Source organism: Thermobifida fusca YX (genome assembly GCF_000012405.1).
Lineage (GTDB): Bacteria > Actinomycetota > Actinomycetes > Streptosporangiales > Streptosporangiaceae > Thermobifida > Thermobifida fusca.
Genome location: NC_007333.1, coordinates 2,636,691 through 2,662,729 on the forward strand (window position 1 = coordinate 2,636,691; position 26,039 = coordinate 2,662,729).

The window sequence follows — 26,039 nt, forward strand, 5'->3', positions numbered from 1 at the left end:
CAATCAGCAGTCCTGCGGCGGTCGCACCACGGTACGGTGCACGACCTCGTCGATGACGGTGAGGGTCTGCGTGGAGTTGACGCCGGGAAGCGACTGCAGTCGGGTGAGGATGAGGTCGCGGAGCTGATCGGTGTTGGCCAGCCGCACCAGCAGCACGATGTCCGCCGACCCCGCGACGTACCAGCAGTATTCGACTTCGGGGTAGGAGGAGATGATCTCGCGGTTGGCCCGCCAATCGGGTTGGCTTCCCGAGATCAGGATGAGCGCGGTGATGCCGAGCCCCATCCGGGCGTGGTCCACGACCGCGGAGTAGCCGCGGATCACTCCCTCGTCGGTGAGCCGCTTGATGCGGTTGTAGGCGGTGGCCCGGGAGATGTTGACCATTTCGGCGAGCTCACTCACGCCGATCCGCGCATCCTGCGCGAGCGCGTCGATGATCGCCTGATCGATCTTGTCGGGCGCCCTGGCCGGCCGCCGCGCATCACTGCCCACTGGTCAACCCTCGTCTTTCCGATCCGATCCGCACGAAGAGATAGCAAGACGGGGGAGTTCCGTCTACGGGATTTCTCATGAATTGAGACTGAAAAACCGTTCTACCAGCGAATTTCCTCAAAAGTGGGGAAGTCCACACACGAGACCGCTTGGCTGTGGACGGTGTTCCACCCAGTCGCGAGGAGGTCCCATGCCTGTTCCCACCGCGGTCCGCACCCGTTTGAAAGGTTTTCTTCCGGTCGACGCAGAGATCCGCTACGTCTTCCCTGCCACGTGGAACGATTCAGCGACCTGCTACGTGGTGGTCACGGACACTTCGGTGGTGGTGGTCGCGAACCGCAGATTCCGCAAGAAACGTCCCCGCGAAGTGTGGCGGGTCTTTCCGCGGAACACGCGTATCGGACCGGTGGATACGCACTTGGTCCCCACGTTCGAGCTGGGCGGCCGCGAGTTCACCGTGGATGACGAGTACGTTCCGGTCATCAACGCCGCCGACGCGGAGCTCTCCCCGGACGTGCTTCCCCCGGACCCGCTGTGGGGGTGGGGAGAGCAGCCGTGACCTGGCCAGCTGAGGCACGGCAGCGGGCCTAGGATTGCCGCATCCCCGCAGCGGATCGGGGTCTCGACGGGGCAGGTGAGCGAGCTGCTCCGCGGTCCGTGGGCTGACGTCGGCCCCGGGTGCTGCGGGCTGGAGGGACCGTGCAGGCAGGGGCGGGGACCCCTCCTGTTCTGGGCCCCGCCGGTCTCGTCCTGTTCCCCGTCACCGGTCCGGGAGTTCCCGGTCAGATTTTCTTCACCACATCCGCCAGCAGGACACCGGCCTCTGTCGCGGCGGCCCGCCCAGTGCGGAGCACGTCCTCGGGCAGGATCGGGCCTCTGCCCAGGCCCGCGGCGAGATTGGTGACCAGGGAGAGGGCGAGCACGCGGGCGCCGAGTTCCCGGGCAGCGATCGTTTCCAACACCGTGGACATCCCCACCAGGTCCGCGCCGAGCGTGCGGAGCATGCGGGCCTCGGCGGGGGTTTCGAACTGCGGCCCAGGCAGGGCCGCGTAGACGGCTTCCGGGAGCGACGGGTCAACTTCGCGGGCCACGGCGCGCAGCTCAGGGCTGTACGCGTCGGTGAGGTCCACGAACCGCGGACCGACGACGGGAGACCGTCCCGTCAAGTTGATGTGGTCGGCAACCAGCGCCAACTGGCCTACTTCCAGGTTCGGGTCGAGGGATCCGGCAGCGTTGGTGAGCACGACCGTGTCCGCACCCGCCGCCACCGCGGTGCGCACGCTATGCACCACCGTGTCCGCGTCGTGCCCCTCGTACAAGTGGGGGCGGCCCAGGAACACCAGCATGTCCCCCCGGTGCCCGGACACGCTCCGCACCAGCCCTTGGTGTCCCAGCGCGTAAGGCTCCACAAACCCGGGAAGCTGGGTGACGTCGATTTCCACACCGGAAGCACCCAACGCGTCGGCTGCCGCGTTCCACCCCGAACCGAGGATCACCGCGGTGGTGTAGCGGTCGACCCCGGTACGGGAACGCAGCCGGTCTGCTGCGGCTCGGGCGCGGGCATGTGCCTGAACGCTCACCTGCTCTTCCTCCTCCCACGCACGAGAAACGGCGGAAAATAACCACCCTACTCGGAGCGTCTCGCGTCATCTTCCTTCCAGCGCAAAATCAGGGCGTGTCTCTGCGCTGACCTTGACCTACGCTGGGAGCGCGGAGAAGAGGAGGCGCCCCATGGCCGAATTCCGGCTGTCCAGTGACGACGATGTCGACCTGCGCAAATTGGCCACGGCCTTGGTGGAGTCGCAGGGGTGGCCCCGCGACCGGGTGAAGATCTGGGACCGGCGCGACGGCGAGGTTGTGGTCACCGTCGACGACGCGCTCCTCCGCCCGCCGCGCCCGAATCCGTGGAACTCCCCCGTGTACACGCCCCGGGAGATCCACCGGGCCTGTGAACTGCTGCGGCGGAACGACCCGTCGCTGGCCGGGGTGGACTTCACGGTCTTCCGCAAGGAAGCCACCCGGTTCTTCGCCGCCGGATGGTCCGTGGCGGACCTCCAGTACGCGCTCACTACCCGCCCCGACGGGATGCCGTGGCCGCGCGGCGAGGGCTACCAGGGCACCGAATGGTTGGAACACCGGCTGCGGCGCTGGAAGACCCCCAACGGCAGTATCCGGCCGTCGATCTCCCAGGAGAAGGCGCAACTGCGGGTGGTGAGCCGTGCCGGGCTTCCCCCCGACCTCGGGCTCCCCCACGATGAGCCCCGCCCGGCGACAGCGGCGCGGCCCGAGGTGGCACGCACCTCGATCGACGACGCCCGGCGGCTGGTGCGGGCGCACACCCGCACCACCGGGGATTCGCTGGTGCACCGTGACCGCACGCAGGCGCGCATGTCGCGCAGCAGTCGGCGAGGTTGACACCCGCCCTGCTTTTTTGCCGGGGTTTCACCAGTTCCAGACGTTGTCGCAACCAGTGGCGGAGGGCCTGGAGCCGGACCGCAGCCTAGGGTGTGAAGTACCGGTTCCGGTTGGTGGGAGGCGGAGTAGATGGTGTGCCTCTGCCTCCCACCACTGCCCGTACGGCCTCAACCGGACCTGGTGTCGTCGACGCCTGTCGACTGGATGTGTCGGACCGTACAAGGCTGACGGACCGTCCATCTCGTGCTATCTCCCGGCCTGGCGCTGGCCCATGCCCGCCCCGGTCTCAAGCGTCACCGCAGAGGCCGGGGCCGGGTTTGGCCGCGCCTCTTCCCGGGCGTTTCCGCATGCGGCACGCCAGTCCTGGCCCTGTCACGTGTTCTGCTGCCGCCCAGTTCTTCCGGGGGTTCTCTGGTCTGGAGCGCGTCTGTGCCGGTGCGGCCGCTACTCCGCGGGAGGCGACGGCGGGGGCGAGGACAGGCGTGATCCGCCGTGGGGCGGCGAGGCAGGAGACCGGCCGGCCACCTGCTCGGCGGTCCAGCCGAGGAAACGCTCGAGGGGGCCGCGGCCCAGGAAAGTCTTCCACGCGGTGGCGAAGAGCAGTGCTCCGGCTACGAACATCTCCCACAGCCACGGCGGCGCTTCACCGGTGACGTCCCCCAGCGCGGCCAGCACCACGATGTGCCCCACGTAGCAGGTGAGGGCCATCGAACCGGCAGCGGCCAGCGGGTAGACCCCCCAGCGCAGCACGTCGGCGGCGAAGAGGCAGCCCACGAGGATGAGGAGCGCGGTTCCGACTGCCCCGGCGATTTCGAACGTGGTGCCGCTGTGGGGGGAGGACACCAGCAGCCAGGCCGGGGTGTCCACGGGAACCGTGCCGTGCCGGGAAGCGATCTCTTCTGCCGCCAGGTCGCGGAGCATGGCCCACCCTTCAGGGGAGACCGTGGTCTCCGCGGTGCCGTAGAACAGGGGGAGGAAAGTCGCGGCGATCCGGTCGATTCCGCCGAGCGGGTAGACGAGCAGCCATGACACGCCGTATCCGGCCAGGACCAGGACTGCGCCCAGGCCGGCCAGGACGCCGCGCACCGCTGGTGCATTCAGGTCGAGGCGGCCCACCGCCATACCGGCGACCACGAACGCCATGAACGTGAACGCCGGATAGTAGCCGTTGAGGAAGAAGTCGCCGAGGCCGGTGATCGAGGCCGGCGGGGACCCGGGGTCGCCCAGCACGGTGCGGAGCAGGAACGACAGTTGCGGCCCGAGGAGGGCGATCCCCGTGGCGATGGCGGCCAGCGGGGCCGGGCCCAGCCGCAGCAGCGGCACCGCGAGCAGAAAGTAGCCGGCGTAGTAGACCAGGATGACCGCGACCGAGGTGGCGAGTGCGTCCAGGAACACTCCGAGCAGGAGGAGCAGGACGGCGCGCACCAGGACTTTGAGGGTCACCCTGCGGAGCGGCTCCCCTTCCAGCGGGGTTTGCCGTCCCGACACGAGGGCGAGGGACACCCCGGCCAGGAACGCGAACAGGGCAGAGGAGCGGCCGCGCATCAGTTCGTGGAGGGTGTCGGCGGCGGAACCGTCCAGCAGGCCGATGGAGGTCACGCCCAAGTGGACAGCGAACATGCCGAACACGGCGAGCACCCGGGCAATGTCGACGCCGACCAGTCGTCCCGGCTCCGGCCACGCCGGACGGCGCAGGTGTGGTGTGGGCTGTGGATGCGGCACGTGGACCAGGGTAGGGGGTCGCGTGTTGATTCCCGATGAAGAAAGACCGGATTCGTCCCCGGTCCCGTGCCGCATCCCCGCGGACTGCGGTGCCGCCGGTTACGCGTCGCGGGACTGGTGGACGAAGTAGTCCAACGCCTCCGGGTTGGCGAGCGAGTCGCGGCTGACGACGCGTTCCGGTGGTTCTCCCATGAGGATGCGTTTGACGGGAACCTCGAGCACTTTGCCGGACAGGGTGCGCGGCACAGCCGGAATAGCCTGGATCCCGTCGGGCACGTGCCGCGGCGAGCAGTCTTCGCGGATGCCCTGTTTGATCCGCCGCACCAGGTCGTCGTCGAGCACGGTGTTCTCGCGCAGTACCACGAACAGTTCGATCCGGGAGCTTCCGTCGGACTGTGGCACGTCGACGACGAGGGCGTCGATGACTTCTTCCAGGGCCAGCACGGAGCGGTAGATCTCGCTGGTGCCCATCCGTACCCCGCCGCGGTTGATGGTGGAGTCGGAGCGCCCGTAGATGATCGCGGTGCCGCGGTCGGTGATCTCGATCCAGTCGCCGTGCCGCCACACCCCCGGGTACATGGAGAAGTAGCTGTCGCGGAGCCGGCTGCCGTCCTTGTCCCCCCAGAAGTAGAGGGGCATGGACGGGGCGGGACGGGTCACCACGAGCTCCCCGACTTCGCCTACGAGTTCGTTGCCTGCGCTGTCCCAGGAGGCCACTGCCATGCCGAGGGAGCGGGCCTGGATCTCTCCCTGGTAGACGGGCAGGGTGGGCACCCCGCCGACGAGGCAGCTGCAGATGTCCGTGCCGCCGCTGGTGGAGAACAGCCACAGGTCGGAGCCGAACTCCTGGTAGCACCACGCGAACTCGTCCGGGGACAGCGGGGAGCCGGTAGAGCCGATGGCGTGCAGCGCGGACAGGTTCCGCCCGCCGGTGGGGTGGATGCCCGCTTTCCGGCAGTTCGCCAGGTAGCCGGCGCTGGTGCCGAAGATGGTGATCCCGGCGCGTTCCGCCAGATCCCAGAGCACTCCCAGGTCGGGGTAGGCAGGGCTGCCGTCGTACAGCACGATGGACGCGTCCGTGAGCAGCACGCTGACCAGGAAGTTCCACATCATCCAGCCGGTGGTGGTGAACCAGAACACCCGGTCGTCGGCGTGGGCGTCCAGGTGCAGGTGCAGGTTCTTCAACTGCTCCAGCAGGATGCCGCCGTGGCCGTGCACGATGGCCTTGGGCAGGCCTGTGGTCCCCGACGAGTACAGCACCCATAGCGGATGGTCGAACGGCAGCGGGGTGAACTCCAGTTCCGCGCCTTCGCCCGCGGCTTCGAACTCCGCCCAGGACAGGGTGTCGGCGACAGGGCCGCAGCCCAGGTACGGCAGGACGACGGTGTGCTGCAGGCTGGGCATGCCGTCGCGCAGGGCTTTGAGCACGTCACGGCGGTCGAAGTCCTTACCGCCGTAGCGGTAGCCGTCCACGGCCAGCAGCACTTTCGGTTCGATCTGCGCGAACCGGTCGAGGACGCTGCGCACCCCGAAGTCGGGGGAACAGGACGACCAGGTCGCACCGATCGCGGCGCAGGCGAGGAATGCGGCCGTCGCCTCGGCGATGTTCGGCAGGTAGGCCACGACCCGGTCGCCGGGGCCCACCCCGAGGCTGCGGAGGGCCGCAGCGATCGCGGCGGTGCGGGTCCGCAGTTCTCCCCAGGTCCACTCGGTCAACGGCCGGAGTTCGGACGCGTGCCGGATCGCCACGGCTGATGGGTCACGGTCGCGGAAGATGTGCTCGGCGTAGTTGAGGGTGGCGCCGGGGAACCAGACGGCGCCGGGCATGGCGTCGGAGGCGAGCACTGTGGTGTACGGGGTGGCGGCGCGCACCCGGTAGTACTCCCAGATCGCGGACCAGAATCCTTCGAGGTCGGTTACCGACCAGCGCCACAGTGCCTCGTAGTCCGGTGCGTCCACACCGCGGTGCTCCCGCACCCAGCGGGTGAACGCGGTGAGGTTGGCGCGTTCTTTGCGCTCCTCGTCGGGACTCCACAGGATCGGCGGCTGCGGCTTGAGTGTCATGAAACGCGACCCCTTCGTGGACGGTGCGGATGCGGTGAGCGTCGGGTGCCTCCCCTAACGCTCCCCGGTGACGGAGTGTTGTGCACCACATCTAGCACGCGGGACGCGGAAACCGTATGGAGAAAACACCTACAACCCCGGCCGGACGGTGGGTTTCGGCCACACTTAGGGGTCGGGTGCCTGCTTGCCGGGCAGGGCAGTCCCGGGGTGCTGTGGTGCGGGCGGGAGGGCTGTCGCTTCGAGGTGTGCCGGCGGGACACTCCGGGCCTCAGCCGTACCCGCAACGGGGACAGTTCTCCTCCCTTCCGGGCTGGATGGTCCCTTCCCCCGAAATGCGGCGAGATCTCCCAGTCAGCCCGGAAAACACCCGCTGTGCCCAGGTACTCTTTGCTTCGAACAGACAGGCCGGACGGTCCACGGGGGAGGTTTGTGGGCAGCGGACCACGTGCGGCGACCAGACGACGGTTGTTCCTCGGTATCCCCGCTCTTGTACTTGTGACAGCGCTCACGCTGGTCTTGGCTGTCCCGACGGGGCGCGAGACGCTGTGGCGCATGTGGTGTGAGGCCACCCAGGACTGGTGCCTGGGGGTGCCGGTCGACTCCCGCGGACAGCCTGCGGAGGACGGCGAGTTTCTGCTGCTTTCTCCGGTCCAGGCAGCGACCTGGGGGAACTATTACGCGCTCGGGGATTCGTACTCTTCGGGGGACGGGGCCCGCGACTACTATCCCGGCACCGCGGTGAAGGGCGGTTGCTGGCGGTCCGCTAACGCCTATCCGGAGCTGGTCGCCGAAGCCTACGACTTCGCCGGACACTTGTCGTTCCTGGCCTGCAGCGGCCAGCGCGGCTACGCCATGCTTGACGCTATCGACGAGGTCGGCTCGCAGCTGGACTGGAACTCCCCTCACACGTCGCTGGTGACGATCGGGATCGGCGGCAACGATCTGGGGTTCTCCACGGTTTTGAAGACCTGCATGGTGCGGGTGCCGCTGCTGGACAGCAAGGCGTGCACGGACCAGGAGGACGCTATCCGCAAGCGGATGGCGAAATTCGAGACGACGTTTGAAGAGCTCATCAGCGAAGTGCGCACCCGCGCGCCGGACGCCCGGATCCTTGTCGTGGGCTACCCCCGGATTTTTCCGGAGGAACCGACCGGCGCCTACTACACGCTGACCGCGAGCAACCAGCGGTGGCTCAACGAAACCATTCAGGAGTTCAACCAGCAGCTCGCCGAGGCTGTCGCGGTCCACGACGAGGAGATTGCCGCGTCGGGCGGGGTGGGCAGCGTGGAGTTCGTGGACGTCTACCACGCGTTGGACGGCCACGAGATCGGCTCGGACGAGCCGTGGGTGAACGGGGTGCAGTTGCGGGACCTCGCCACCGGGGTGACTGTGGACCGCAGTACCTTCCACCCCAACGCCGCTGGGCACCGGGCGGTCGGTGAGCGGGTCATCGAGCAGATCGAAACCGGCCCGGGCCGTCCGCTCTATGCCACTTTCGCGGTGGTGGCGGGGGCGACCGTGGACACTCTCGCGGGCGAGGTGGGGTGACCCGGCTTACCGTCCGGCCCGCAGGTCTGCGAGCACTGCGGCGATCTGGTCCACTGCCCAGTGCAGTTCGTCTTCGGTGATGACCAGCGGCGGGGAGAGCCGGATCGTTGAGCCGTGCGTGTCTTTGACGAGCACACCCCGCTGCAGGAGCCGTTCGCACAGTTCTCTTCCGGTGGCCAGAGTCGGGTCGACGTCGATCCCAGCCCACAGGCCGATGCTGCGGGCCGCGACCACGCCGTTGCCGACCAGTTGGTCGAGGCGGGCGCGCAGCACGGGGGCGAGGGCGCGGACATGGTCCAGGTAAGGGCCGTCGCGGACGAGGCTCACCACGGCAGTGCCGACCGCGCAGGCGAGGGCGTTGCCGCCGAAGGTGCTGCCGTGCTGGCCGGGGCGGATCACGTCGAAGACTTCCGCGTCGCCTACCGCCGCCGCCACGGGCAGGATGCCGCCGCCCAGCGCTTTGCCGAACAGGTAGATATCGGCGTCGACTCCGCTGTGGTCGCAGGCCCGCACGGTGCCGGTGCGTCCCAGCCCGGACTGCACTTCGTCTGCAATCAGCAGGATGCCGGCACGGGTGCACAGGTCCCGGACGCGTGGCAGGTAGTCGGCAGGCGGCACGATCACCCCGGCTTCGCCCTGCACCGGTTCGACGAGGACTGCGACGGTGTCGGCGTCGATAGCGTCGGCGAGTGCCGCGGCGTCCCCGTAGGGCACGATGCGGAATCCTGGAGTGGGTGGTCCGAAGCCGCGGTAGGCGGCAGGGTCGGTGGAGAAGGACACGATCGTGGTGGTGCGTCCGTGGAAGTTTCCGCTGGCCACGACGATGACGGCGCGCCCGTCGGGGACGCCTTTGACCTCGTATCCCCATTTGCGGGCGATCTTGATCCCGGTTTCGACCGCTTCAGCTCCCGTGTTGACCGGAAGCACCTGTTCTTTGCCGACGAGATCGGCGAGCGCGGCGACGAACGGTGCGAACCGGTCGTGGTGGAAGGCGCGGCTGGTGAGGGTGATCCGGTCGAGCTGAGCGCGGGCGGCGGCGAGGAGTTCAGGGTTGCGGTGTCCGAAGTTTACCGCTGAGTATCCGGCGAGGCAGTCCAGATAGCGACGGCCCGCCACGTCGGTCACCCAGGCTCCTTCGCCGTGCGCGATCACCACGGGCAGCGGGTGGTAGTTGTGCGCGGATCGCCGTTCCGCCACGGCGATGTGCTGTTCGGCGGACCAGGATGCGGGGACGCTGTCTGCTCCCGATGGACGTGGGCTCATCGGACCGCTCCGATCTCCGGGGATCGTTGTCTGTTCGGGATACCCGCGTCGTTGAACGGTGATACATCCGTGATCAGGATCGTGGGGACCACTGGTGGCGCCGGTGCTGGGCGCCGCCGTGCGTGAGGGCCCCGGCTGTGCCGGGGTGGGGAGGGAGGACGGGATGGACTTGTGTGTGACCGCAGCGGCACAGCCGCTGCAGCGGAGAGGACACCGGGGTTCCCGGTGGGATGGGGGGCGCGGTCCGGCGGCTGGCACCAGCCGGTCGCCGCGGGGAAGGATCGCATGCGCAAGTACGTCGGGTGCTCACTCCGCTGCCACGGGTGCGCTGGTCGGACTGGCCGCGCCGCCCAGTCGGCCACCGACGCCACGGAGGTTTGAGAGATAACGCGCAGGCTCCCGCGCGCAGAAACGCCCCGTGAGCAACCGCACACCGTCGATTTCCCTGCTGTTTCCACCGCAGCACGGTGACGTTCCGCACACCTTTCGCTTCTCTTTTTCTTCCGACGGTGGTGCACTTCACAGCAGGGCGCCTGTTCCCCTGCCGCACATCGGGTTCTGCCGCGTTTGTCGCTTTTTCCAATAGCCAACCCCGGCCAAATGTGACCCAGGTCATAGATGCAAGATCGGTCGTCATACCCGCCCACGGGCACAACAGCAACAGAGGCGAAATATGACCGAAATGCGAGTTCTGGGAGCGGAGATCTGTTCGACCACTCACAGTGACCTCTCCTTGTCCGGCTTGCTGTCCGCCGTCGCGACAGCAGTCCCCCACCGACTCGCCCTCGTCGCGGGCCCGCGGCGCCTCACCTACGCCGAGCTGGACGCCCGCGCCACCCTCGTCGCCCGGCACCTGATCGACGCGGGAATCCGCCCCGGGGAGCACGTCGCCATCCTCAGCTTCAACCGGGCCGAATGGCTGGAGGCCGCATTCGGCGTCTGGCGTGCCAAAGCCGTCCCCATCAACGTCAACTACCGGTACGTCGCTGCGGAACTCCGCTACGTGCTCCGCGACTCCGACTCGGTCGCCCTCATCGCTGAACGCTCTCTCGCTGCCACTGTTGCCCGCATCCGGCACGAACTGCCGCTCCTGCGCCACGTCGTCCTCCTCGACGACGGCACCGGCGAGCACGGGGACGGCATCGACTACGAGACTGCCCTGGCCGACGCCGCCCACTCCACCACCCCGCTGCCCGCCACCAGCGGCGACGACCTCTACCTGCTCTACACCGGCGGCACCACCGGCTATCCCAAAGGCGTCATGTGGCGGCAGGAAGACATCTTCCACGTGGCTCTGGAACAGCGCCGCCGCGGCACCCCGCGGGCCACGAGCGCCGCAGTCGTCGCGGAACGCGCCGCCCGCACCACCCCGCAACGCATGCTCGTCCTCGGCCCGGTCATGCACGCCGCAGGCCAGTGGAACGCGCTGAGCATGCTGCTGTCGGGTTCCACCGTGGTGCTCAACACCGACCGGGTCTTCTCCCCCACCCGGACCGTGGAACTCGCCCACCGCGAAAAAGTGACCATCGTCCAGTGCGTCGGCGACGCCATGGCCCGCCCCCTCGCTCACGAGCTGCTGCGCAGCCCGGGACGATGTCCGAGCCTGACCACGCTCAGCTCCGGCGGCACCCCGCTCACCACGACCGCGCGCCAACTGTGGCGGGCGTGGAAACCGACCATCGCCATCCGCGACAACTACGGAGGAAGCGAAACCGGGGTGTGCGGCTCCGCCTCCGCCCGGCTCAGCGGAAAGACCCGGCGCTTCACCATGGGAGCGAGTGTCGCCGTCCTCGACGACCAGTTGCGCCCCCTGCCTCCCGGATCCGACCAGATCGGCCGGATCGCCCGCACCGGACGCATCCCCCTCGGCTACTACAACGACCCGGAGAAGACCGCGCAGACTTTCCCCGTCGACGCTTCCGGACGCCGCTGGGCACTCTCCGGTGACTACGGGACCATCGCCGCCGACGGCACGATCGAACTGCTGGGCCGCGGCGCCACCGTGATCAACACGGGCGGGGAGAAGGTCTACCCCGAAGAGGTGGAGGCCGTCCTCAAAACCCACCCGGATGTCGCCGACGCCATCGTGGTCGCCGCCCCCGACGAGCGGCTCGGCCAGCGGGTCAGCGCCGTCATCTCGCTGGCTGGAAACCGGCAGCCCAGCGACGCGGAGCTGCGCGACCACTGCCGCGAGCATCTCGCCGGGTTCAAGATCCCGCGCACCATCCGCATCGTCGACGAGGTCAAACGCACTGCCGCAGGCAAGCAGGACTACCGGTGGGCCTCCCGCATCGCGCGGGACGCGGGCCCTGTCCTCAGCCGCTGAGCTCTTCGGCTTTGCGTGTCGCTCCGCCGATCGTAATCCCCATAAACTTGGGTCGTTCCTGCCTGCCGGGCCACCGGTTCGTGCCCGAGCCACCGCACCAGGCAGTCTTTTGCGTTCACTTCCAGGCACCGGCCTTCATCTCGTACTTCACTGGGATACGGTCGGTCTCTCTTCCTCGACGAGAAGCAGGACATGGCAAAGTCACTCGGCACTCATCTCCTCAACGGCGTACGCGGCACCCTGATCGGAACCGCCGAAACCGTCCCCGGAATCAGCGGCGGTACTGTCGCCCTCATCACCGGTGTCTACGAGTCCCTCATCAACTCCGCGGGCCACGTCGTCACCGCGGTGCGACTGCTCGTCACCGACCTCCTCCGCGGAAAAGGCCTGGCGCGGGCCCGCGCCGAACTCACCCGCGCCGACTGGGGGACCGTCCTGGCCGTGCTCGTGGGCATGGTGCCCGCCGTGCTGGTCGCAGCCCGCGTCATCGCCCCGCTGGTTGAGCACAATCCGGCTGAATCGCACGCCTTGTTCTTCGGCTTGGTGCTGGCGTCCCTGTGGGTGCCCTACAGCAGTTCGGGTCGGCGCTGGCGGATCGGCGACTACCTGCTCGCCCTGCTCATGGCCGCGGCCGCGTTCCTGTTCACCGGCGTCCCGTCCACGACCGTGGACCCGCACCCCCTCATCGTCATGGCCGCGGCTGCCGTCGCGATCTGCGCGCTCGTCCTGCCCGGCATCTCCGGCTCGTTCATCCTGCTCACCGTCGGCCTGTACCTCCCGACGATGGAGGCGCTCAACAACCGCGACCTCGGCTACATCGCGACCTTTGTCCTAGGCGCGACCATCGGCCTGTCCCTGTTCGTCAAACTGCTGCAGTTCCTGCTGGACCGCTTCCACCACCTCACCCTGGTGGTGATGACCGGGCTGATGGCGGGATCCCTGCGGGCGCTGTGGCCGTGGCAGGACGACGACCGGACCCTGCTCGCCCCCAGCCAGGACAACCTCGTGCTCTGCATCGTGCTGGCGTTGGTCGGCGCGGCCGCCGTGATCACCGTCATCGTGATCGAACACCGGATCAAGGCCCGCGCAGCGCACGACGCCTCCGTTGCCCCAGAAGTGCGTCCGCAGACGAACGACACGGTCGTGCAGTAGCCTGCCCGCCTGTCCTCTCTACCCCCGCTGTCCCCTTCCGCCAGAGATCAGGGAGCAGCGGGGGTTTGCGTGTATTGCTAGCCTTCGCTGTGGACGCGGGGTGCCACCCCCAGGGTGGCTGAGAGGACACCCGTGAACCTGATCTAGGTAGTACTAGCGGAGGGACGTCCAATTGATTCCCACCATCTTGTCTATTGCCGGCACTGACCCCAGCGGCGGAGCCGGTATCCAAGCCGACCTCAAAGCGTTCTCCGCGCTGGGCGGTTACGGCACTACCGTGATCACCGCGCTCGTCGCACAGACCACCACCGGGGTCAGCGAAGTCCACGACGTCCCTCCGGAGTTCGTGCGCAGCCAACTGGACACGCTGCTCACCGACGTGCGGGTGGACGCGGTCAAGATCGGCATGCTGTCCAGCACCGAGATCATCGAGGTCGTGGCTGCCGCGATCGACACCTACCGCCTGCCCAACGTGGTCGTCGACCCGGTGATGGTCGCCAAGAGCGGAGACCGGCTCCTCGCCGCTGACGCGGTGGAAGCCCTGCGCACCGTGCTGCTGCCGCGGGCCGACCTCATCACCCCTAACCTTCCGGAAGCTGCCGACCTGCTGGGCGAAGAGGAGGCCACCGACTTGGACCGCATGCGCGACCAGGCGGAGCGGCTGCTCGCCCTGGGACCGCGCCGCGTGCTCCTCAAGGGCGGCCACCTGTCCGGTCCTACCAGCACGGACCTGCTGCTGTCGGCGGACGGCGACGTGGAGACCCTGACCGCGGACCGGGTGAACACCACCAACACGCACGGAACCGGGTGCACGCTCTCCTCGGCGATCGCCACGCTGCGCCCGCAGCGTCCCACCTGGTCGCAGGCGGTCCGCGACGCTAAGGATTACCTCACCGAAGCGCTGCGCCACGCCGACAAGCTGGACATCGGCAAAGGCAAGGGCCCCGTCCACCATTTCCACGCGTGGTGGGGGAATTGACGCGCTCCCCGGCATGAATACCGGGGTTCAGCCTGTGCCGGGTGCACGGCACTAGTCTGGCTTCCTGTTGCTCACCGTCCTGCCCGCTGCAGGCGTTGCTCCTCTCCGCCCACGCACAGGCGCGGCGGGACGAGGCGGGAGCTTTCCCCCTCGTGGACTAGGCGAGAAAAGAACTGTCCGGATGCGGGTGCAGGCTCCGCATCCGGACATCTCACTGACGCGGCAGTCCGCCCGGCGCACACCCGGGCGTGCCGCGCCACCACCGCAGACTGTCGCGGCCGTGGGATAACGGAGCTGTATCCCACGGCCGCGGTTTTCTGTGACGGGTAGCGATCCGTTACCGGGTGGGGGTGGGGGGATTGTCCCCTTGCGGGCTCCGTTCGGGCGGCTCCGCGGTGCCCGGGTCGGGCCCCTCCATCAGGTCAGGGTTGCGCCAGTGCGGGTTGGCGAAGTACTTCTTTGTCTCGGCCACCACGATCGGCGAGAGCAGGAGAAGCCCCAGCAGGTTAGGCAGGGCCATCAGGCCGTTGGCCATGTCGCTGAACGTCCATACCGTGCTCAGCTCGGTGGTGGCGCCGACGAACACCACCAGGGTGAACACGATGCGGAACGGCACCACCGCTTTCCGGCCAGCCAGGTACTCCATGCAGCGCTCACCGTAGTAGCACCAGCCGACCAGGGTGGTGAAGGCGAAGAACACCACCGCGAGCGCCACGGTGTAGTTGCCGAGCGGTGCCAACGCGGGGGAGATCTTCCCCAAGCCCTCGGCCATGCCCAGGGAGGTCATCAGGGAGCCGTCGTCCTTCTCCGCCTCGCTCCAGGCACCCGTGACGATGATGACCAGGCAGGTCATGCTCACCACGATGATGGTGTCGACGAAAGTCTGGGTCATCGACACGAGGGCCTGCCGCACCGGCTGCTTCGTCTTGGCGGCCGCCGCAGCGATACCACCGGTGCCCAGACCCGACTCATTGGAGAAGATGCCGCGGGCCACACCCTGCTGGATGGCGAACAGCAGCGCCGAGCCGAGCAGACCGCCCGTGGCCGCCTCGCCGGTGAACGCCTCCCGGAAGATGAGAGCGAACGCCGCCGGAAGCTCGGTGACGTGCACGATGAGGACGGTTACCGCGATGAGGACGTAGGCGACGATCATGATGGGCACCACACCGGCGGCGAACCGGCCGATGCTCTTGATGCCGCCCAGCACCACCGCGGCCACGACGAGGACCATGGCCGCACCGGTGAGCCAGGTGGGGATCGACCAGACGTTCTCCAACTGGGCGGCCACCGTGTTGGCCTGGGTCATGTTGCCGATACCGAACGCGGCAATCGCGCCGAACAGGGCGAAGAGGAAGCCGAGGACGAGACCGAAGCCGCCGCCGACCCCGTAGCGCAGGTAGAACATGGGGCCACCGCTTTGCTCGCCTTTGGCGTCCCTGCGGCGGTACTTCACACCCAGCAGCGCTTCGCTGTACTTGGTGGCCATGCCCAGCAGGCCGGTCACCCACATCCAGAACAGTGCGCCGGGGCCGCCGTAGCCGATGGCGAGCGCCGCGCCAGCGATGTTGCCCACACCCACGGTGGCGGCCAGCGCGGTGCTGAGAGCCTGGTAGTGGGAGATGTCGCCTTCGCCGCTCTGCTCCTTGCGGCGCACAAAAGCGAGCCACAGCGCGTGGCCGAGCAGCCGGAATTGCAGCCCGCCGAGCCGGATAGTCAGGAAGATTCCCGTGACGAACAGGAGCGGGACCAGAACGAACGGTCCCCAAATAACGTCGTTGACCGCAGAGAGAATTGATCGCACTTCTTCCACACTTACACCCGCTTTCCGGATGGCCACGGAAATCCCCGCATCCTCCCCGTCATGCAGGGTGACCGTACGCGGTGGCTGGCGGCCAGAGAACGCGGCATCTCCGTGCGGTTATTTGGTTTTGCGAAACTGTAACTTCGCCAGCATGATTCGTCCCCTTCGTACGGATTGTGTCATCGATCACTGATTAATTCTTTATTTATTTGTTTTCTTCGTTTGCGCCAGAGCGAGCTCGCTCAGCAGGCGGGCGGTGCGCTGCGGATCAGCGCCCCGGCCCACCGCGATACCCAGCAGATAAGCGGTGAGGGGAGCTGCGGGGCGGGCCACGGAATGTGCTGCGTCCCGGGCCAAGTCCAGGATGAGGTTCACGTCGTCGGTGTCGATCTCCTCCGAGAGTTCGAGTTCTGCGCAGACCAGTCGGGCCCACTCGACGAGTGTCACGGTTTCTCCTCTCCACCTCGGGCGCTGCAGTCCACCATCATCGCGGCACAAGACCGGCTGCTGCTCCGGTTTTCCGTCATTCCCCGGGCTTCCAGTTGTCGCGCCCTTTGTGTCGACACCGACCCATCCTTCTCGATACCGGGGCAGCAGAGGAATACCGGGACCACGGAATGGACATCCGGGATGCCTCACCGACAGCAGAAAAGCCGCGACGGCCCGCTGGTCCGGCGGAATCGGGGGTACTGCGGGCAAGCCAGCCCGCCTCCGGAGGACGTCAGTGGCGGGAAGTTCGCGGGGCAGCGGGCACCTACCGGTGCCGCTCCGCGCCGAACTCCCCTGCTCCGGAGAGTCTCAAACCCCCATTGCCCGACCAGCGGGCCGTCGCGGCGGCAAAGAGCGTTACGCTGAGCCCTATGGCGCGGGGCGGGACCGTCTCCCTTCCGCTTCCGGTCAACCCTCCCCGCGCCACAGGCCCGTGGTCTTTGTCCTGGTTCAGCTTGCCATCGCAGGCACCGCGACAGCGGGCTGCTCCTGGCGCACCTCGTCGAGCACCTCGCTGATCCGGTCAAGGTGGGCCCGGATCCACGGCAGCGCAGTGGGGTCCTCTGCCGCCAGGGCGCTGTACCGCTGCGCCTCGCTCTCCCCGTACAGCAGGCTGGTTGCCACCCGCACCCGCAGCGCGTGCGTGCTCTCCCCGAACTCCACGGCGGGCAGCACCCCCATCCCGTAGCGGTCCAGTAGCATGCGGGTCAGTTCCGGGCCGGTCGTCACCCCGTGCGCCTCGCCCAGCCATTCCCGCCAGACGCCGAAGTCCGGGTACAGGTAGAACGCGGCCTGGGGGGCGATGACCGGCACTCCGGCGGCACGGAACCGCTCGGCGACCGCGCGGGCCACCAGGCCGTGCAAGCGGCGGCTGCGGGCGACCAGGTCGACGATCTCGGCGGGCTCTTGGAAAGCGTAGGCGGCGGCTCGCTGGACCGGCCCGGAAGGGCTCGACCAGATCTCGCTGGCGATCCCCAGCAAAGCAGCGTGGATATGGCGGCCCGTGTCGCTGTCTGGCAGGCGGGCTACCCCGATCCGCCAGCCGCCCAGGGCCAGGTTCTTGCTCAGCCCGGTGGTGATGACGGTGCGCTCGGGCGCGAACTCGGCCGGGCTGTGCACCACCGTGGTCGGGTCGTGCACCAGGTCGCGGTAGATCTCGTCGGAGATGATGACGAGGTCCAGCTCTTGGGCCACCTCGGTGAGCCGGCGCACGGTGCCGCGGGACGCCACGGTGCCCGTGGGGTTGTCCGGGCAGGTGGTGATGACCGCGCGGATGTCCCGGCCCGCAGCCCGGGCCTCGGTGACCGCCTGGGCCAGCGCATCCGGCTCAGGGACCCCGCCCTGTGCCGGAGCGGTCGGCACGAAGAGCGGCTGCCCGCCTGACAGGTGGCTCTGCGCCGCGTAGCTCACCCAGCTCGGGGCGGCGATCGCGACATCCCCGCCGATAGCGAGCAGCAGCGCATACAGCAAGGGCTTGCTGCCCGGCCCGGCGACGACCAGGTCCGGGTCAGTGGGCAGGCCGCGGCGCTCCCAGTAGCCTGCGGCGGCCTCCCGCAGCTCACGGATCCCCGCGACCGGCCCGTAGCCGTTCTGGTCACCCCCCGTCGACAGGGCGTCGCGCATCACGGGGTGGACGGGGAGTCCCGCTTCTCCAAAACCCAGCGGTAAGACGGGAAGTCCTTGGCTCCGACGGCGGGCGAGTGCCTCGTTGACGGCGAGCGTGGCAGAAACGGCTACGGACATGGAGATCCAGCTCCAATACGTTGATGACCAGCGGAACAGCCCGGAAAAGGGCTCGACGGGGACCCCGATTCCCCACCCTGCCTCACCTCATCCATCAGCGCAAGCGAGTCTTTTCGATGGATAGCGTAAGCTCAACTTATGCTCGATCTGCGTCGACTCCACATCCTCCACGAATTCGCGGTGCACGGCACGATCGCGGCCACCGCCAACGCCCTCGGCTACACTCCGTCCGCGATCTCCCAGCAGTTGGCGGCCCTGGAACGCGAAGTCGGCACCCAGCTTCTGGACCGCACCGCGCGCAGCGCAGAACTCACGGACGCCGGACGGCTGCTGCTCGGCCACGCCGAGCAGATCCTGGCAATGGTGGAAGCAGCCGAATCCGTGCTGGCCGCGCAGACCGGGGCGCCCCAAGGACGGGTCACCCTCACCGCGTTCCCCACCGCGGCCGTGGCTTTCGCCCCGTCCCTAGCGCGGGAGCTGCGCACCTACGAAGGCCTGCAACTGGTGCTGCGGCAGACCACCCACGGCAGTGGCGCCCGTCAAGTGCAGACCGCTGAAGTCGACATCTCCCTTGTCGACCACTGGTCGGAACGCGCCCCGGACGATGCCGCGGGAACCTTGCGCTACTTCCTGCTGCTGCACGACCCGCTCGTCCTCGCGGTGCCGGAAGGGCACCGCCTGGCTGATCCGTCCATCCCGGTCGACTTCGCCGAGCTCCTCGACGAGTCCTGGGTGACGGCCCCGGTCGGCGAGCCGTCGCGCAGCGCGATCGACCGGCTGCTCGGCGACGTCGGCGGCTCACCCGGTGCGGTCTGGGAGTTCGAAGGCATCGGCACGATCATGAGCCTGGTCGCCCGCGGGCTCGGTATCGCCGCGGTGCCCGCGCTCGCTTTCAGCTCCTCCTACCCCGGGCTGGTGCACCGCCGGATTCCCAACGCCCCCGTGCGGCGGATCTACGCGCTCGCCCGCGCCACCAGCGTGCCGCGGCCCGCGATCGACGTCACCCTGCGTGCCCTGCGGAAAGCCGCGCAAGACATCATCAACGTCCTCAACACCGAGCGCGGGGAAGCCCTGGTGTACTGAACCACGCCAGTGCAGGCGCCACTACTCTGCCTGCCATGAACCGGTTCTTCGCCGCGGCGGTGGTGTTCTGCTCCTCGGCCGTGGTCTTAGTCCTGGAAGTCACGGTCATCCGCCTGGTGGCACCCTATGCCGGTGACACCCTCGAAACCTACACAGCGGCGATCGGGGTCACCCTCGCCGCGATCGCGCTCGGTGCGCGGCTCGGCGGGGCCGCAGCGGACCGGCGTCCGCACCGTCCCCTGCTCGCGGTCCTGCTCCTCCTCGGCGGCGGCACCACACTGCTCGCCCGGCCGGTTGTGCTGCTGCTCGGCCCGCTCTGCGCCGGGGCCGGGCCGTTCACCGCGCTCCTGCTGGTGGGCTGCGGGATCGCTGTCCCCGTCGCCCTGCTGTCCGCGGTCCCCCCGGTCGTAGTGAAAACCCAGTTGGCGGACGCGGCACGAAGCGGCAGTGTGGTAGGCCGGCTGAGCGCCTGGGGCACTGCGGGGGCGCTCGCGGGCACAGTCCTCACCGGTTACGTCCTCGTCGCGCTGTTTCCGGTGTCTACGATTCTGCTGCTCAGCGGCGGCGCGACAGTAGCGGGAGGACTGCTGTTCGCGGTCCGCGGCGCACTCTTCTCCCGGACGGGCAGGCCGCGGAACGTCCTCGTCCTGCTCGGTATCTGCCTGATCAGCGGGACTCTGCTCGTCAGCGTGCCCTCCCCCTGTACGGCGGAGACCGCCTACTACTGCGCCCGCGTGACAGCGGACCCGCACCGCCCGCACGGCCGAGTGCTGTACTTGGACGACCTGCGCCACAGCTACGTCGACCTGGCCGACCCCACCCACCTGGAGTTCGGCTACACGCAGTGGTTCGGCGCCGCGGTGGACACCCAGCTCCCCGCGGGCCCGGTGGACAGCCTGCATGTGGGCGGCGGTGCCTCCACCATGCCGCGCTGGCTGGCCGCGGTCCGTCCCGGGTCGACCAGCCTGGTCCTGGAGATCGATCCGGCCGTGGCAGAACTGGCCCGCACAGAACTAGGGCTGCGCACCGGCGCAGACCTGGCCGTCGTCACAGGCGATGCCCGCACCTCGATCGTGGCACTCCCCTCCCGCAGCTACGACCTGGTCCTCGGGGACGCGTTCAGCGGACTGAGCGTGCCCTGGCATCTCACCACCCTCGAGTTCGCCGAGCAGGTGCACCGGGTGCTCCGCCCCAGCGGGTGGTACGCCGTCAACGTCATCGACCGGGGAGACCGCGACTTCCTCGCCGCCCAAGCCGCCACCCTCAGCCAAGTCTTCTCCCACCTCGTATTGATCGTGGAACACGGCACGTGGGGCTCTCCCGCCGGCGGCAACCACGTGCTCCTCGCCAGCGACACGCCCTTCGACACCGACGCGCTGGCGGCGGCCTTGGCAGGCACCCCCGTGCCGGGAAGCCTGGTCGCCCCGGGGCACCTTGCCCGCCTCAGCTCCCGAGGCCCGGTCCTCACCGACGACTACGCCCCCGTGGACCAGTTGCTCACGCCTTACCTGTAGGCGGACGGCCACGGAATTTGGCCAATATTTCCGTTCCGGAACCCTCCCTCTTCTTCTCCGCCACCCGAACACCGGATATCTGTGAGCGCAAGGGGCGTAAACCCCCAGAGCGGGGTAGGGCTGCCACTACGCCGAAGTGAGGTGTTCTCCCTATCGCCGGGGGAACACCACCGCTCGTAGCGTGGAGGCCACGCAACCCTGTGATCGCAAAACCCGGGGGAGGACTGCCGTGACCGACATCGCGGACACCTGGGCCACTGCGGGGAAGGATCCCGGGTGATCTGGGCTGTTGTTCTCGCGCTGGTGGGGGCGTTCTGCCTGGCCCTGGGCTCTGCCCTGCAGGAGCGCGATGCGATCCGCGCTCCGGGCGGCAGCGTGGCCCGGATCAGTTTCCTATGGCACCTGGTGCGCCGTCCCCGCTGGCTTCTCGGGGCGCTGGCCGCAGCGGTCGGGGTCGGCCTGCATCTCGCGGCGTTGAGCGCGGCCCCGTTGACCATCATCCAGCCGATCGGCGTCTCCGGACTGCTGTTCGCCATCGTGCTGTCCGCACTGTTCAGCCGACAGCGGGTACGGGCAAGCCAGCTCCTGGCCGGAGTGGCTGTCATGGTCGGGCTGGTCGGGATCATCACGCTGTTCCCGCACGGCGCGGACTCCCCCATGCTGCCCCTCTCCGCCGCTGTGACGCTGGCGAGCGGAGTCGTCGCCGCGGGCGGCGTGGGATACCTCGTCGCGCCCTGGCTGCCCGCGGGGGCACGCGCCATCCTGCTGGCGGCTTTCGGGGGTGCCGCGCTCGGCACGACCTCGGCTCTGGCCCGCGTCATCGCCGTGCAGGCCGTCGCCGACCTCGCCGCGGTCTTCAGCTGGCTCACCGTGCTGGCCGGGGCCGTCGCGGTCTTCGGTGGACTCCTGCAGCAGAACGCCTACCGGACCGGGCACTTTGCCGCAGCCTACGCCACGCTCCTCGTCGTCGACCCGGTCGTCGGCGCGGGAATCGGCGTGCTGGTGCTTGGCGAGCACGTGCCCACCGGTCCGCTGGAACAGGCGCTCGCCGCAGGCGCGGCACTGCTAGCGATCGCCGGAACCACCGTGCTGGCCCGCGCCAAGCACCGCAATCCGGAAGCGGCACACCCCGGCACCGCTTCGTCTCCCAGCAACGTTGTTCGCACCACGCCAGGAGATTCGCCATGACATCCACGCACCAGGCTGCCCACCGCACCGGCAGTACTATGCGGCTGCGCATTCTCATCGCCACCGACACTTATCCCCCGGATGTCAACGGGGCGTCGTACTTCACCTACCGGCTGGCTACCGGACTGGCGGAGCGCGGCCACGACGTGCACGTGGTGTGCGCCTCGGCGTCCGGGCCGCCTCGGGTCGAGGTGCAGGACGGAGTGGTGCTGCACCGGATGCGCTCAGTTCCGGTGCTGGTCCATCCCACGATGCGCACCGCGCTGCCGCTCGGACTCACCGGTCACATCGCCCGGATCGTTGACCGGCTCGCCCCGCACGTCGTGCACGTGCAAAGCCACTTCACGATCAGCCGCACAGCGCTGCGCTGTGGCCGGATGGCTGGCGTGCCCGTGGTGCTGACCAACCACTTCATGCCAGACAACCTGTTCGCACACGCCCACATCCCGCCCCGCCTGCACGGGGTCGTGGGCTCCCTGGCCTGGCAGGACATGATCCGGGTGGCGCGGACCGCCGACTATGTCACCACGCCCACGCAGCGGGCCGCGGAACTCTTGGCAAGCAAAGGGTTCACCCGCACGGTGGAGGCGGTGTCCTGCGGTATCGACCTGGACCGGTTCCGGCCGCGGCCGCAGGACCGCGCCCAGGCCCGAGCCCATTTCGGACTCCCCGACCGGGAGACCATGGTGTTTGTGGGCCGACTGGACGAAGAGAAGCGGATCGACGAATCTATCCGGGCCCTGCCTGTCCTGCTGCGCCACCGTGATGTGCAGTTGGTCCTCGCGGGCACTGGTCAGCGCCGTGAAGAGCTTGAACGGCTGGCCCGTTCCCTCGGCGTGGCGGAGCGGGTCCACTTCCTCGGTTTCGTCCCGGACGACGACCTGCCACTCGTCTACGTGGCCGCGGACCTGTTCGTGATCGGCAGCGTGGCCGAACTGCAGAGCATCGCCACGCTGGAGGCCATGTCGACCGGGCTGCCGGTGGTCGCGGCCGACGCGTTGGCCCTCCCCCATCTTGTACGCCCCGGCCGCAACGGCTACCTGTATCCGCCGGGGGATGTCGCGCAGCTGGCCCAGCGGCTGCTGGACGTCCTCGAGTCGCCGGACCGCCGTACCGCCATGGGCAGGGCAAGCCGGGACATCGCCCAAACCCACGACCACCACCGTTCGCTGGATCGTTTCGAACAGATCTACACGGAGGTCCGTCCTCGCTCCTGGACACTGTCGCGGTCTGCTTCTCCGGCAGCGCGGCAGCGGGATACCACGGTTGCCGCGTAACCTTCAGCACTCCGGTGGGGCTTTTCCGCACTCTTTGCCACGCAGCCCGTTGCATGCCCCGTGGAGGCGGTTAGCCACCCACACGTGTGGTTCGTCAGGAAAAGTCGCATTCGGCGGGACGGCACGGTAGACGAGCTGCTTGCTGAGATCAGCCGCGCCGAACTCCAGGTCGAGACCTGCAACCGTGCGTTGGAGGTCCGGGCGCGCGAGCACGCTGATCTGCAGTCGCGGCTGATGCGGATGGAAGCCGAACTCGCCGAACTACGCCAAGCCCGTATCGAGGCGTATTCACGCTGGTGGGAGACACGGGAGAGCCGGGACCGCGCACTCCACGTCGCTCGTCGGCTCCGGCGGAGACTGAACCGGATGCGTCACCGGAGCGCAGACGCCTCCCCGGCCATAGACGTGGCGGACCTGCCGTCAGGGCCTGTCGTCCTGAACCGGGAGCGGGAACAGGGGGCGTGAAGCGGGGATGCGGCCAGGGGCAGCGGATTGGCCCCTGTCGTGAAGGGAAAACCGCGGTCGCGCCAGGCGATGACGTGTCGGGCCAGCGCGCACAACTGGTCTCCGGTCGGTCCGGGCTGCTCCGGGGAGAACACGACGGAAGGGTGGTGGCGCAGCGCGCAGCTTTCGTGGAAGTGGCCGGTTTCGGCCAGCGCGTAGCCGGCGGAGTAGCCGGCCAGCATGCCGGTGTCGAGTGCGGTCAGCAGCGCGTCCCGGTCTACCAGGTCCGGGCTGGCCAGGTTGATGAGGATGGCACCGGGCCGCATGCGGGGCAGGGTGTGCGCACCGATGAGGCTGCGGGTTGCAGGAGTCGCCGGCAGGTGGAGGGAGACGATGTCGGCCGTGGCGAGCAGCTCGTAGAGGTCGGTTTGGACAACGCCGTGAGGCCAGCGGCACCACTGCGCTCCGGTGCCGACCACGCGGCGGAACAGGGGCAGGGCGAGGTTGGCGAACTCGGTGGCCGCCGATTCCATGCCGATGAGCCCCAGGGTGAGGTCGCAGGCGCGCGGTGCGGGACGGAAACAGGTGAGGCGTTCCGCGGCGATCCTGCGGAGCTGCGCCAGCGCCATGCTGAGGGCCCGGGCAGCGGCCTGGGCGGCGCTCTCCCGGCGCGGGGGCAGGCAGACCCAGAGTCCACGGCGTTCCGCCTCAGCGACGTCGATCCCCGAGCCGTGCGGGTCGGTGGTGAGGATCAGGCGCAGGGTGGGGAGCGCGTCTAACAGCGCGGCGTCGACCCGAGTGTGGTGGACGATGAGGGCGACCGCCCCCACGGCTTCAGCGGCGACACGTTCGGGGTCCCGGGTTTCCAGGACCCGGGTCCGGAAGCCGGCTTCGGCGAGGAGTCGCACCGCGGGTCCCGGATCGTGGGCTCCGGTATCCGTGATGACGACGGAGGGAGTGGTCACGGCCACCTCCACTGGGCAACGGGACCAAAGAACGGTCAATATTCAAAAAATTACCTTTTGCTGCCCAGGGGTACTAGCGTGCCCTCCGGTTTTCCGCGGCACCCGTTGCGCGTGCCGTAGTGGCTCTGCCGGGCTGCGGCACGCTTAGCCGCAGACTTGATGTCCCCTTCACCCCAGAAACGCCGGACCCCCGCCTGCTCTCCGTGACGTTTCGACACCGTCTGCGGCCCTGCTGCCGTTCAAATCACGGCGGTACGGGCCCGGTGGTCACGGATCGGCGCCTCTTTTCCTGCCACACCTTTCAAATCGCTCCCCCTTCCCCCACCACAGCGAACACTTTTAGCAACTGTTCCATTGCCTTCCGTGAGAATTTAGGGGTCGGCGGTGTCTCCCATCTCCCAGACGCCCCCTTTCCTGTTGTCACCCAGTTTTCCGCTACAGCCAATCAGCGAAAGGTGCACAATGCGTCAACTCCACAGCCGGTGGAGCCTGTTTGCGGGTGCGGTTGCCGCCTCCGTAGCGGCGCTCAGCTTCCCCGCTTTAGCGGCGACCACCGACACCGAGGTTCTGGCTGCCCCGGCCATCCACCAGAGCCCCACAGCGGTCTACCTGATCGACGGCTACGAGGTGACCTACCTGCCGTCTGAACTCGCCAACTACTCTTCCCGCTGGGAGAGCTCCCGCAAAAACGAGGAGCGGTCCTCCAGCGTCACGTGGGTCAACAACGACACGGTCTACGGGTCGGTCCACGTACGCCGCCCCGCCAAGCCCCTCACCCTGGCCGAGGTCCGCGACACCTACTACAGCGAGCTCACGGCGCTGCGCTGGACCACGGTCAACGGGCAGCCGGCATACCTCTCCGCCGCTGACGGCACGGTGTTCTGGGTGGACGGCCAGGATGTGATCCTCTCCGTGTTCCTGCACCCCGCGCGGTGGTCCACCGACGAACTCTTGCGGGTCGCGCGAGGAATCCGACCGCGCGAGGACGCGGAGTCCAACCTGTCCGTTCGCCACGAAGCCCGAGAGTCGGTGGCTGACTTTGTTCCGGGCTCCGCAGCGGAACGTTCCTGGCTTATGGCCTCGGCCAGCACCGCAGAGCCTGATGCCGCGCAGGAGTCCGAGGAGGGACAGCCGCGCCTTCTCCCTGCACCTGCCGACGCCCCGCTCTACCCTTCCTCCTTCGCGAACTCCCCAGAGGTGGAATTCCTCACCTGCCTGAGCGAGGAGGCGGGAAAGTCCTCTGAAGAGTTCCCCACCGAGGGCAAGGTCAGCGGCCCCTGGGGGAGTGCAAGCTGGAACTCCGGGCTGTGGGCGCTGGTGCCCACACCCGCCAACCAGGCCGCCGTCGCGCAGTGCGCCGGGCTAGCCGAAGACTCCTCGGACTCTGGTCAGCAGCGGGAGTTCGATTCGGCCCCGGCATCTCCTTCCCCCGCTGCTTCGGAGAATTCTGTCGACCGCGCCAGCGTCGACGCAGGCCAGTCCGCTAAGGAGGGCCTGCCAATCGTGAGCTCCTTGCTGCCGCTGGTGCTCTCCTCCTGAACCTTGCGGGACCGTATCGCTGCGGGCAGGTCAGT

General features: G+C 68.5%; 20 protein-coding genes and 1 riboswitch. Of the genes, 11 read left to right on the forward strand and 9 right to left on the reverse strand.

Annotated elements, in window-relative coordinates; translation table 11 throughout:
• Window positions 1-3 precede the first annotated feature (3 nt).
• Entirely contained in the window at window positions 4-492 is a 489-nt protein-coding gene (locus TFU_RS11095; protein ID WP_011292663.1) for an Lrp/AsnC family transcriptional regulator, read from the reverse strand.
• 190 nt (window positions 493-682) lie between these two features.
• Between TFU_RS11095 and TFU_RS11100 the strand changes: the two genes are divergently transcribed.
• Window positions 683-1,051 carry a hypothetical protein gene (locus tag TFU_RS11100; RefSeq protein WP_011292664.1) on the forward strand — a complete coding sequence of 123 codons (369 nt, stop codon included), beginning with the start codon at window positions 683-685 and terminating at the stop codon, window positions 1,049-1,051.
• Between the two features lie 223 nt (window positions 1,052-1,274).
• Here TFU_RS11100 and TFU_RS11105 read toward each other — a convergent pair whose 3' ends face one another.
• On the reverse strand, window positions 1,275-2,072 hold the full coding sequence (locus tag TFU_RS11105) for a purine-nucleoside phosphorylase (protein WP_011292665.1): 798 nt from the start codon (window positions 2,070-2,072) through the stop codon (window positions 1,275-1,277).
• 151 nt (window positions 2,073-2,223) lie between these two features.
• Between TFU_RS11105 and TFU_RS11110 the strand changes: the two genes are divergently transcribed.
• Window positions 2,224-2,907, forward strand: a complete 684-nt coding sequence (locus TFU_RS11110; RefSeq protein ID WP_011292666.1) for a hypothetical protein — start codon at window positions 2,224-2,226, stop codon at window positions 2,905-2,907.
• Window positions 2,908-3,351: 444 nt separating this feature from the next.
• Here TFU_RS11110 and TFU_RS11115 read toward each other — a convergent pair whose 3' ends face one another.
• Together TFU_RS11115 and TFU_RS11120 are read right to left on the reverse strand one after the other, a co-directional pair.
• On the reverse strand, window positions 3,352-4,704 hold the full coding sequence (locus TFU_RS11115) for a heparan-alpha-glucosaminide N-acetyltransferase domain-containing protein (RefSeq protein WP_011292667.1): 1,353 nt from the start codon (window positions 4,702-4,704) through the stop codon (window positions 3,352-3,354).
• A gap of 24 nt (window positions 4,705-4,728) precedes the next feature.
• Window positions 4,729-6,693, reverse strand: a complete 1,965-nt coding sequence (locus TFU_RS11120; RefSeq protein WP_011292668.1) for an acetoacetate--CoA ligase — start codon at window positions 6,691-6,693, stop codon at window positions 4,729-4,731.
• 495 nt (window positions 6,694-7,188) lie between these two features.
• Here TFU_RS11120 and TFU_RS11125 point away from each other — a divergent pair, with 495 nt between their 5' ends.
• A complete protein-coding gene (locus TFU_RS11125) occupies window positions 7,189-8,241 on the forward strand; it encodes an SGNH/GDSL hydrolase family protein (protein WP_152436259.1) in 1,053 nt (350 codons plus the stop codon).
• Window positions 8,242-8,247: 6 nt separating this feature from the next.
• On the opposite strand, the gene rocD is transcribed toward TFU_RS11125, so the two are convergent.
• Window positions 8,248-9,504, reverse strand: a complete 1,257-nt coding sequence (rocD, locus tag TFU_RS11130) for an ornithine--oxo-acid transaminase (protein ID WP_011292670.1) — start codon at window positions 9,502-9,504, stop codon at window positions 8,248-8,250.
• A 673-nt stretch (window positions 9,505-10,177) separates the two neighbouring features.
• On the opposite strand from rocD, the gene TFU_RS11135 reads away from it, so the two are divergent.
• The 3 genes from TFU_RS11135 (at window position 10,178) to thiD (ending at window position 13,961) form a co-directional block, all read left to right on the forward strand.
• Window positions 10,178-11,830 carry an acyl-CoA synthetase gene (locus TFU_RS11135; protein WP_011292671.1) on the forward strand — a complete coding sequence of 551 codons (1,653 nt, stop codon included), beginning with the start codon at window positions 10,178-10,180 and terminating at the stop codon, window positions 11,828-11,830.
• Between the two features lie 192 nt (window positions 11,831-12,022).
• Window positions 12,023-12,982: a DUF368 domain-containing protein gene (locus TFU_RS11140; protein WP_011292672.1), complete on the forward strand. Its 960-nt coding sequence runs from the start codon at window positions 12,023-12,025 to the stop codon at window positions 12,980-12,982.
• Between the two features lie 86 nt (window positions 12,983-13,068).
• A riboswitch (TPP riboswitch) is annotated at window positions 13,069-13,164 on the forward strand.
• Complete coding sequence (thiD, locus tag TFU_RS11145; RefSeq protein WP_011292673.1) at window positions 13,155-13,961, forward strand: bifunctional hydroxymethylpyrimidine kinase/phosphomethylpyrimidine kinase; 807 nt, start codon at window positions 13,155-13,157, stop codon at window positions 13,959-13,961. (Overlaps the previous riboswitch by 10 nt.)
• A 337-nt stretch (window positions 13,962-14,298) precedes the next feature.
• Here thiD and TFU_RS11150 read toward each other — a convergent pair whose 3' ends face one another.
• From TFU_RS11150 to TFU_RS11160, 3 genes are all read right to left on the reverse strand, one after another.
• On the reverse strand, window positions 14,299-15,771 hold the full coding sequence (locus TFU_RS11150; RefSeq protein ID WP_011292674.1) for an alanine/glycine:cation symporter family protein: 1,473 nt from the start codon (window positions 15,769-15,771) through the stop codon (window positions 14,299-14,301).
• Window positions 15,772-15,963: 192 nt separating this feature from the next.
• Window positions 15,964-16,209, reverse strand: a complete 246-nt coding sequence (locus TFU_RS11155; protein WP_011292675.1) for a DUF6457 domain-containing protein — start codon at window positions 16,207-16,209, stop codon at window positions 15,964-15,966.
• Between the two features lie 492 nt (window positions 16,210-16,701).
• The gene (locus tag TFU_RS11160; protein ID WP_011292676.1) at window positions 16,702-17,994 is read right to left on the reverse strand and encodes a pyridoxal phosphate-dependent aminotransferase; all 1,293 of its coding nucleotides are present in this window, start codon (window positions 17,992-17,994) and stop codon (window positions 16,702-16,704) included.
• A 138-nt stretch (window positions 17,995-18,132) separates the two neighbouring features.
• On the opposite strand from TFU_RS11160, the gene TFU_RS11165 reads away from it, so the two are divergent.
• From TFU_RS11165 to TFU_RS11180, 4 genes are all read left to right on the forward strand, one after another.
• Window positions 18,133-19,077, forward strand: coding sequence for a LysR family transcriptional regulator (locus tag TFU_RS11165; protein WP_011292677.1), 945 nt, complete (start codon window positions 18,133-18,135; stop codon window positions 19,075-19,077).
• Between the two features lie 35 nt (window positions 19,078-19,112).
• Window positions 19,113-20,591 (forward strand): fused MFS/spermidine synthase, encoded by a 1,479-nt coding sequence (locus tag TFU_RS11170; protein ID WP_011292678.1) that lies wholly within the window; start codon window positions 19,113-19,115, stop codon window positions 20,589-20,591.
• A gap of 276 nt (window positions 20,592-20,867) precedes the next feature.
• Window positions 20,868-21,779: a DMT family transporter gene (locus TFU_RS11175; RefSeq protein WP_011292679.1), complete on the forward strand. Its 912-nt coding sequence runs from the start codon at window positions 20,868-20,870 to the stop codon at window positions 21,777-21,779.
• Complete coding sequence (locus TFU_RS11180; RefSeq protein ID WP_011292680.1) at window positions 21,776-23,056, forward strand: glycosyltransferase; 1,281 nt, start codon at window positions 21,776-21,778, stop codon at window positions 23,054-23,056. Before TFU_RS11175 ends, TFU_RS11180 begins: the two co-directional genes overlap by 4 nt.
• A 371-nt stretch (window positions 23,057-23,427) precedes the next feature.
• Here the strand turns inward: TFU_RS11180 and TFU_RS11190 are convergent, their stop codons facing one another.
• Window positions 23,428-24,465: an NAD(P)-dependent oxidoreductase gene (locus TFU_RS11190; protein WP_104612615.1), complete on the reverse strand. Its 1,038-nt coding sequence runs from the start codon at window positions 24,463-24,465 to the stop codon at window positions 23,428-23,430.
• A gap of 462 nt (window positions 24,466-24,927) precedes the next feature.
• On the opposite strand from TFU_RS11190, the gene TFU_RS11195 reads away from it, so the two are divergent.
• Complete coding sequence (locus TFU_RS11195; RefSeq protein WP_011292683.1) at window positions 24,928-26,004, forward strand: hypothetical protein; 1,077 nt, start codon at window positions 24,928-24,930, stop codon at window positions 26,002-26,004.
• Window positions 26,005-26,039 lie beyond the last annotated feature (35 nt).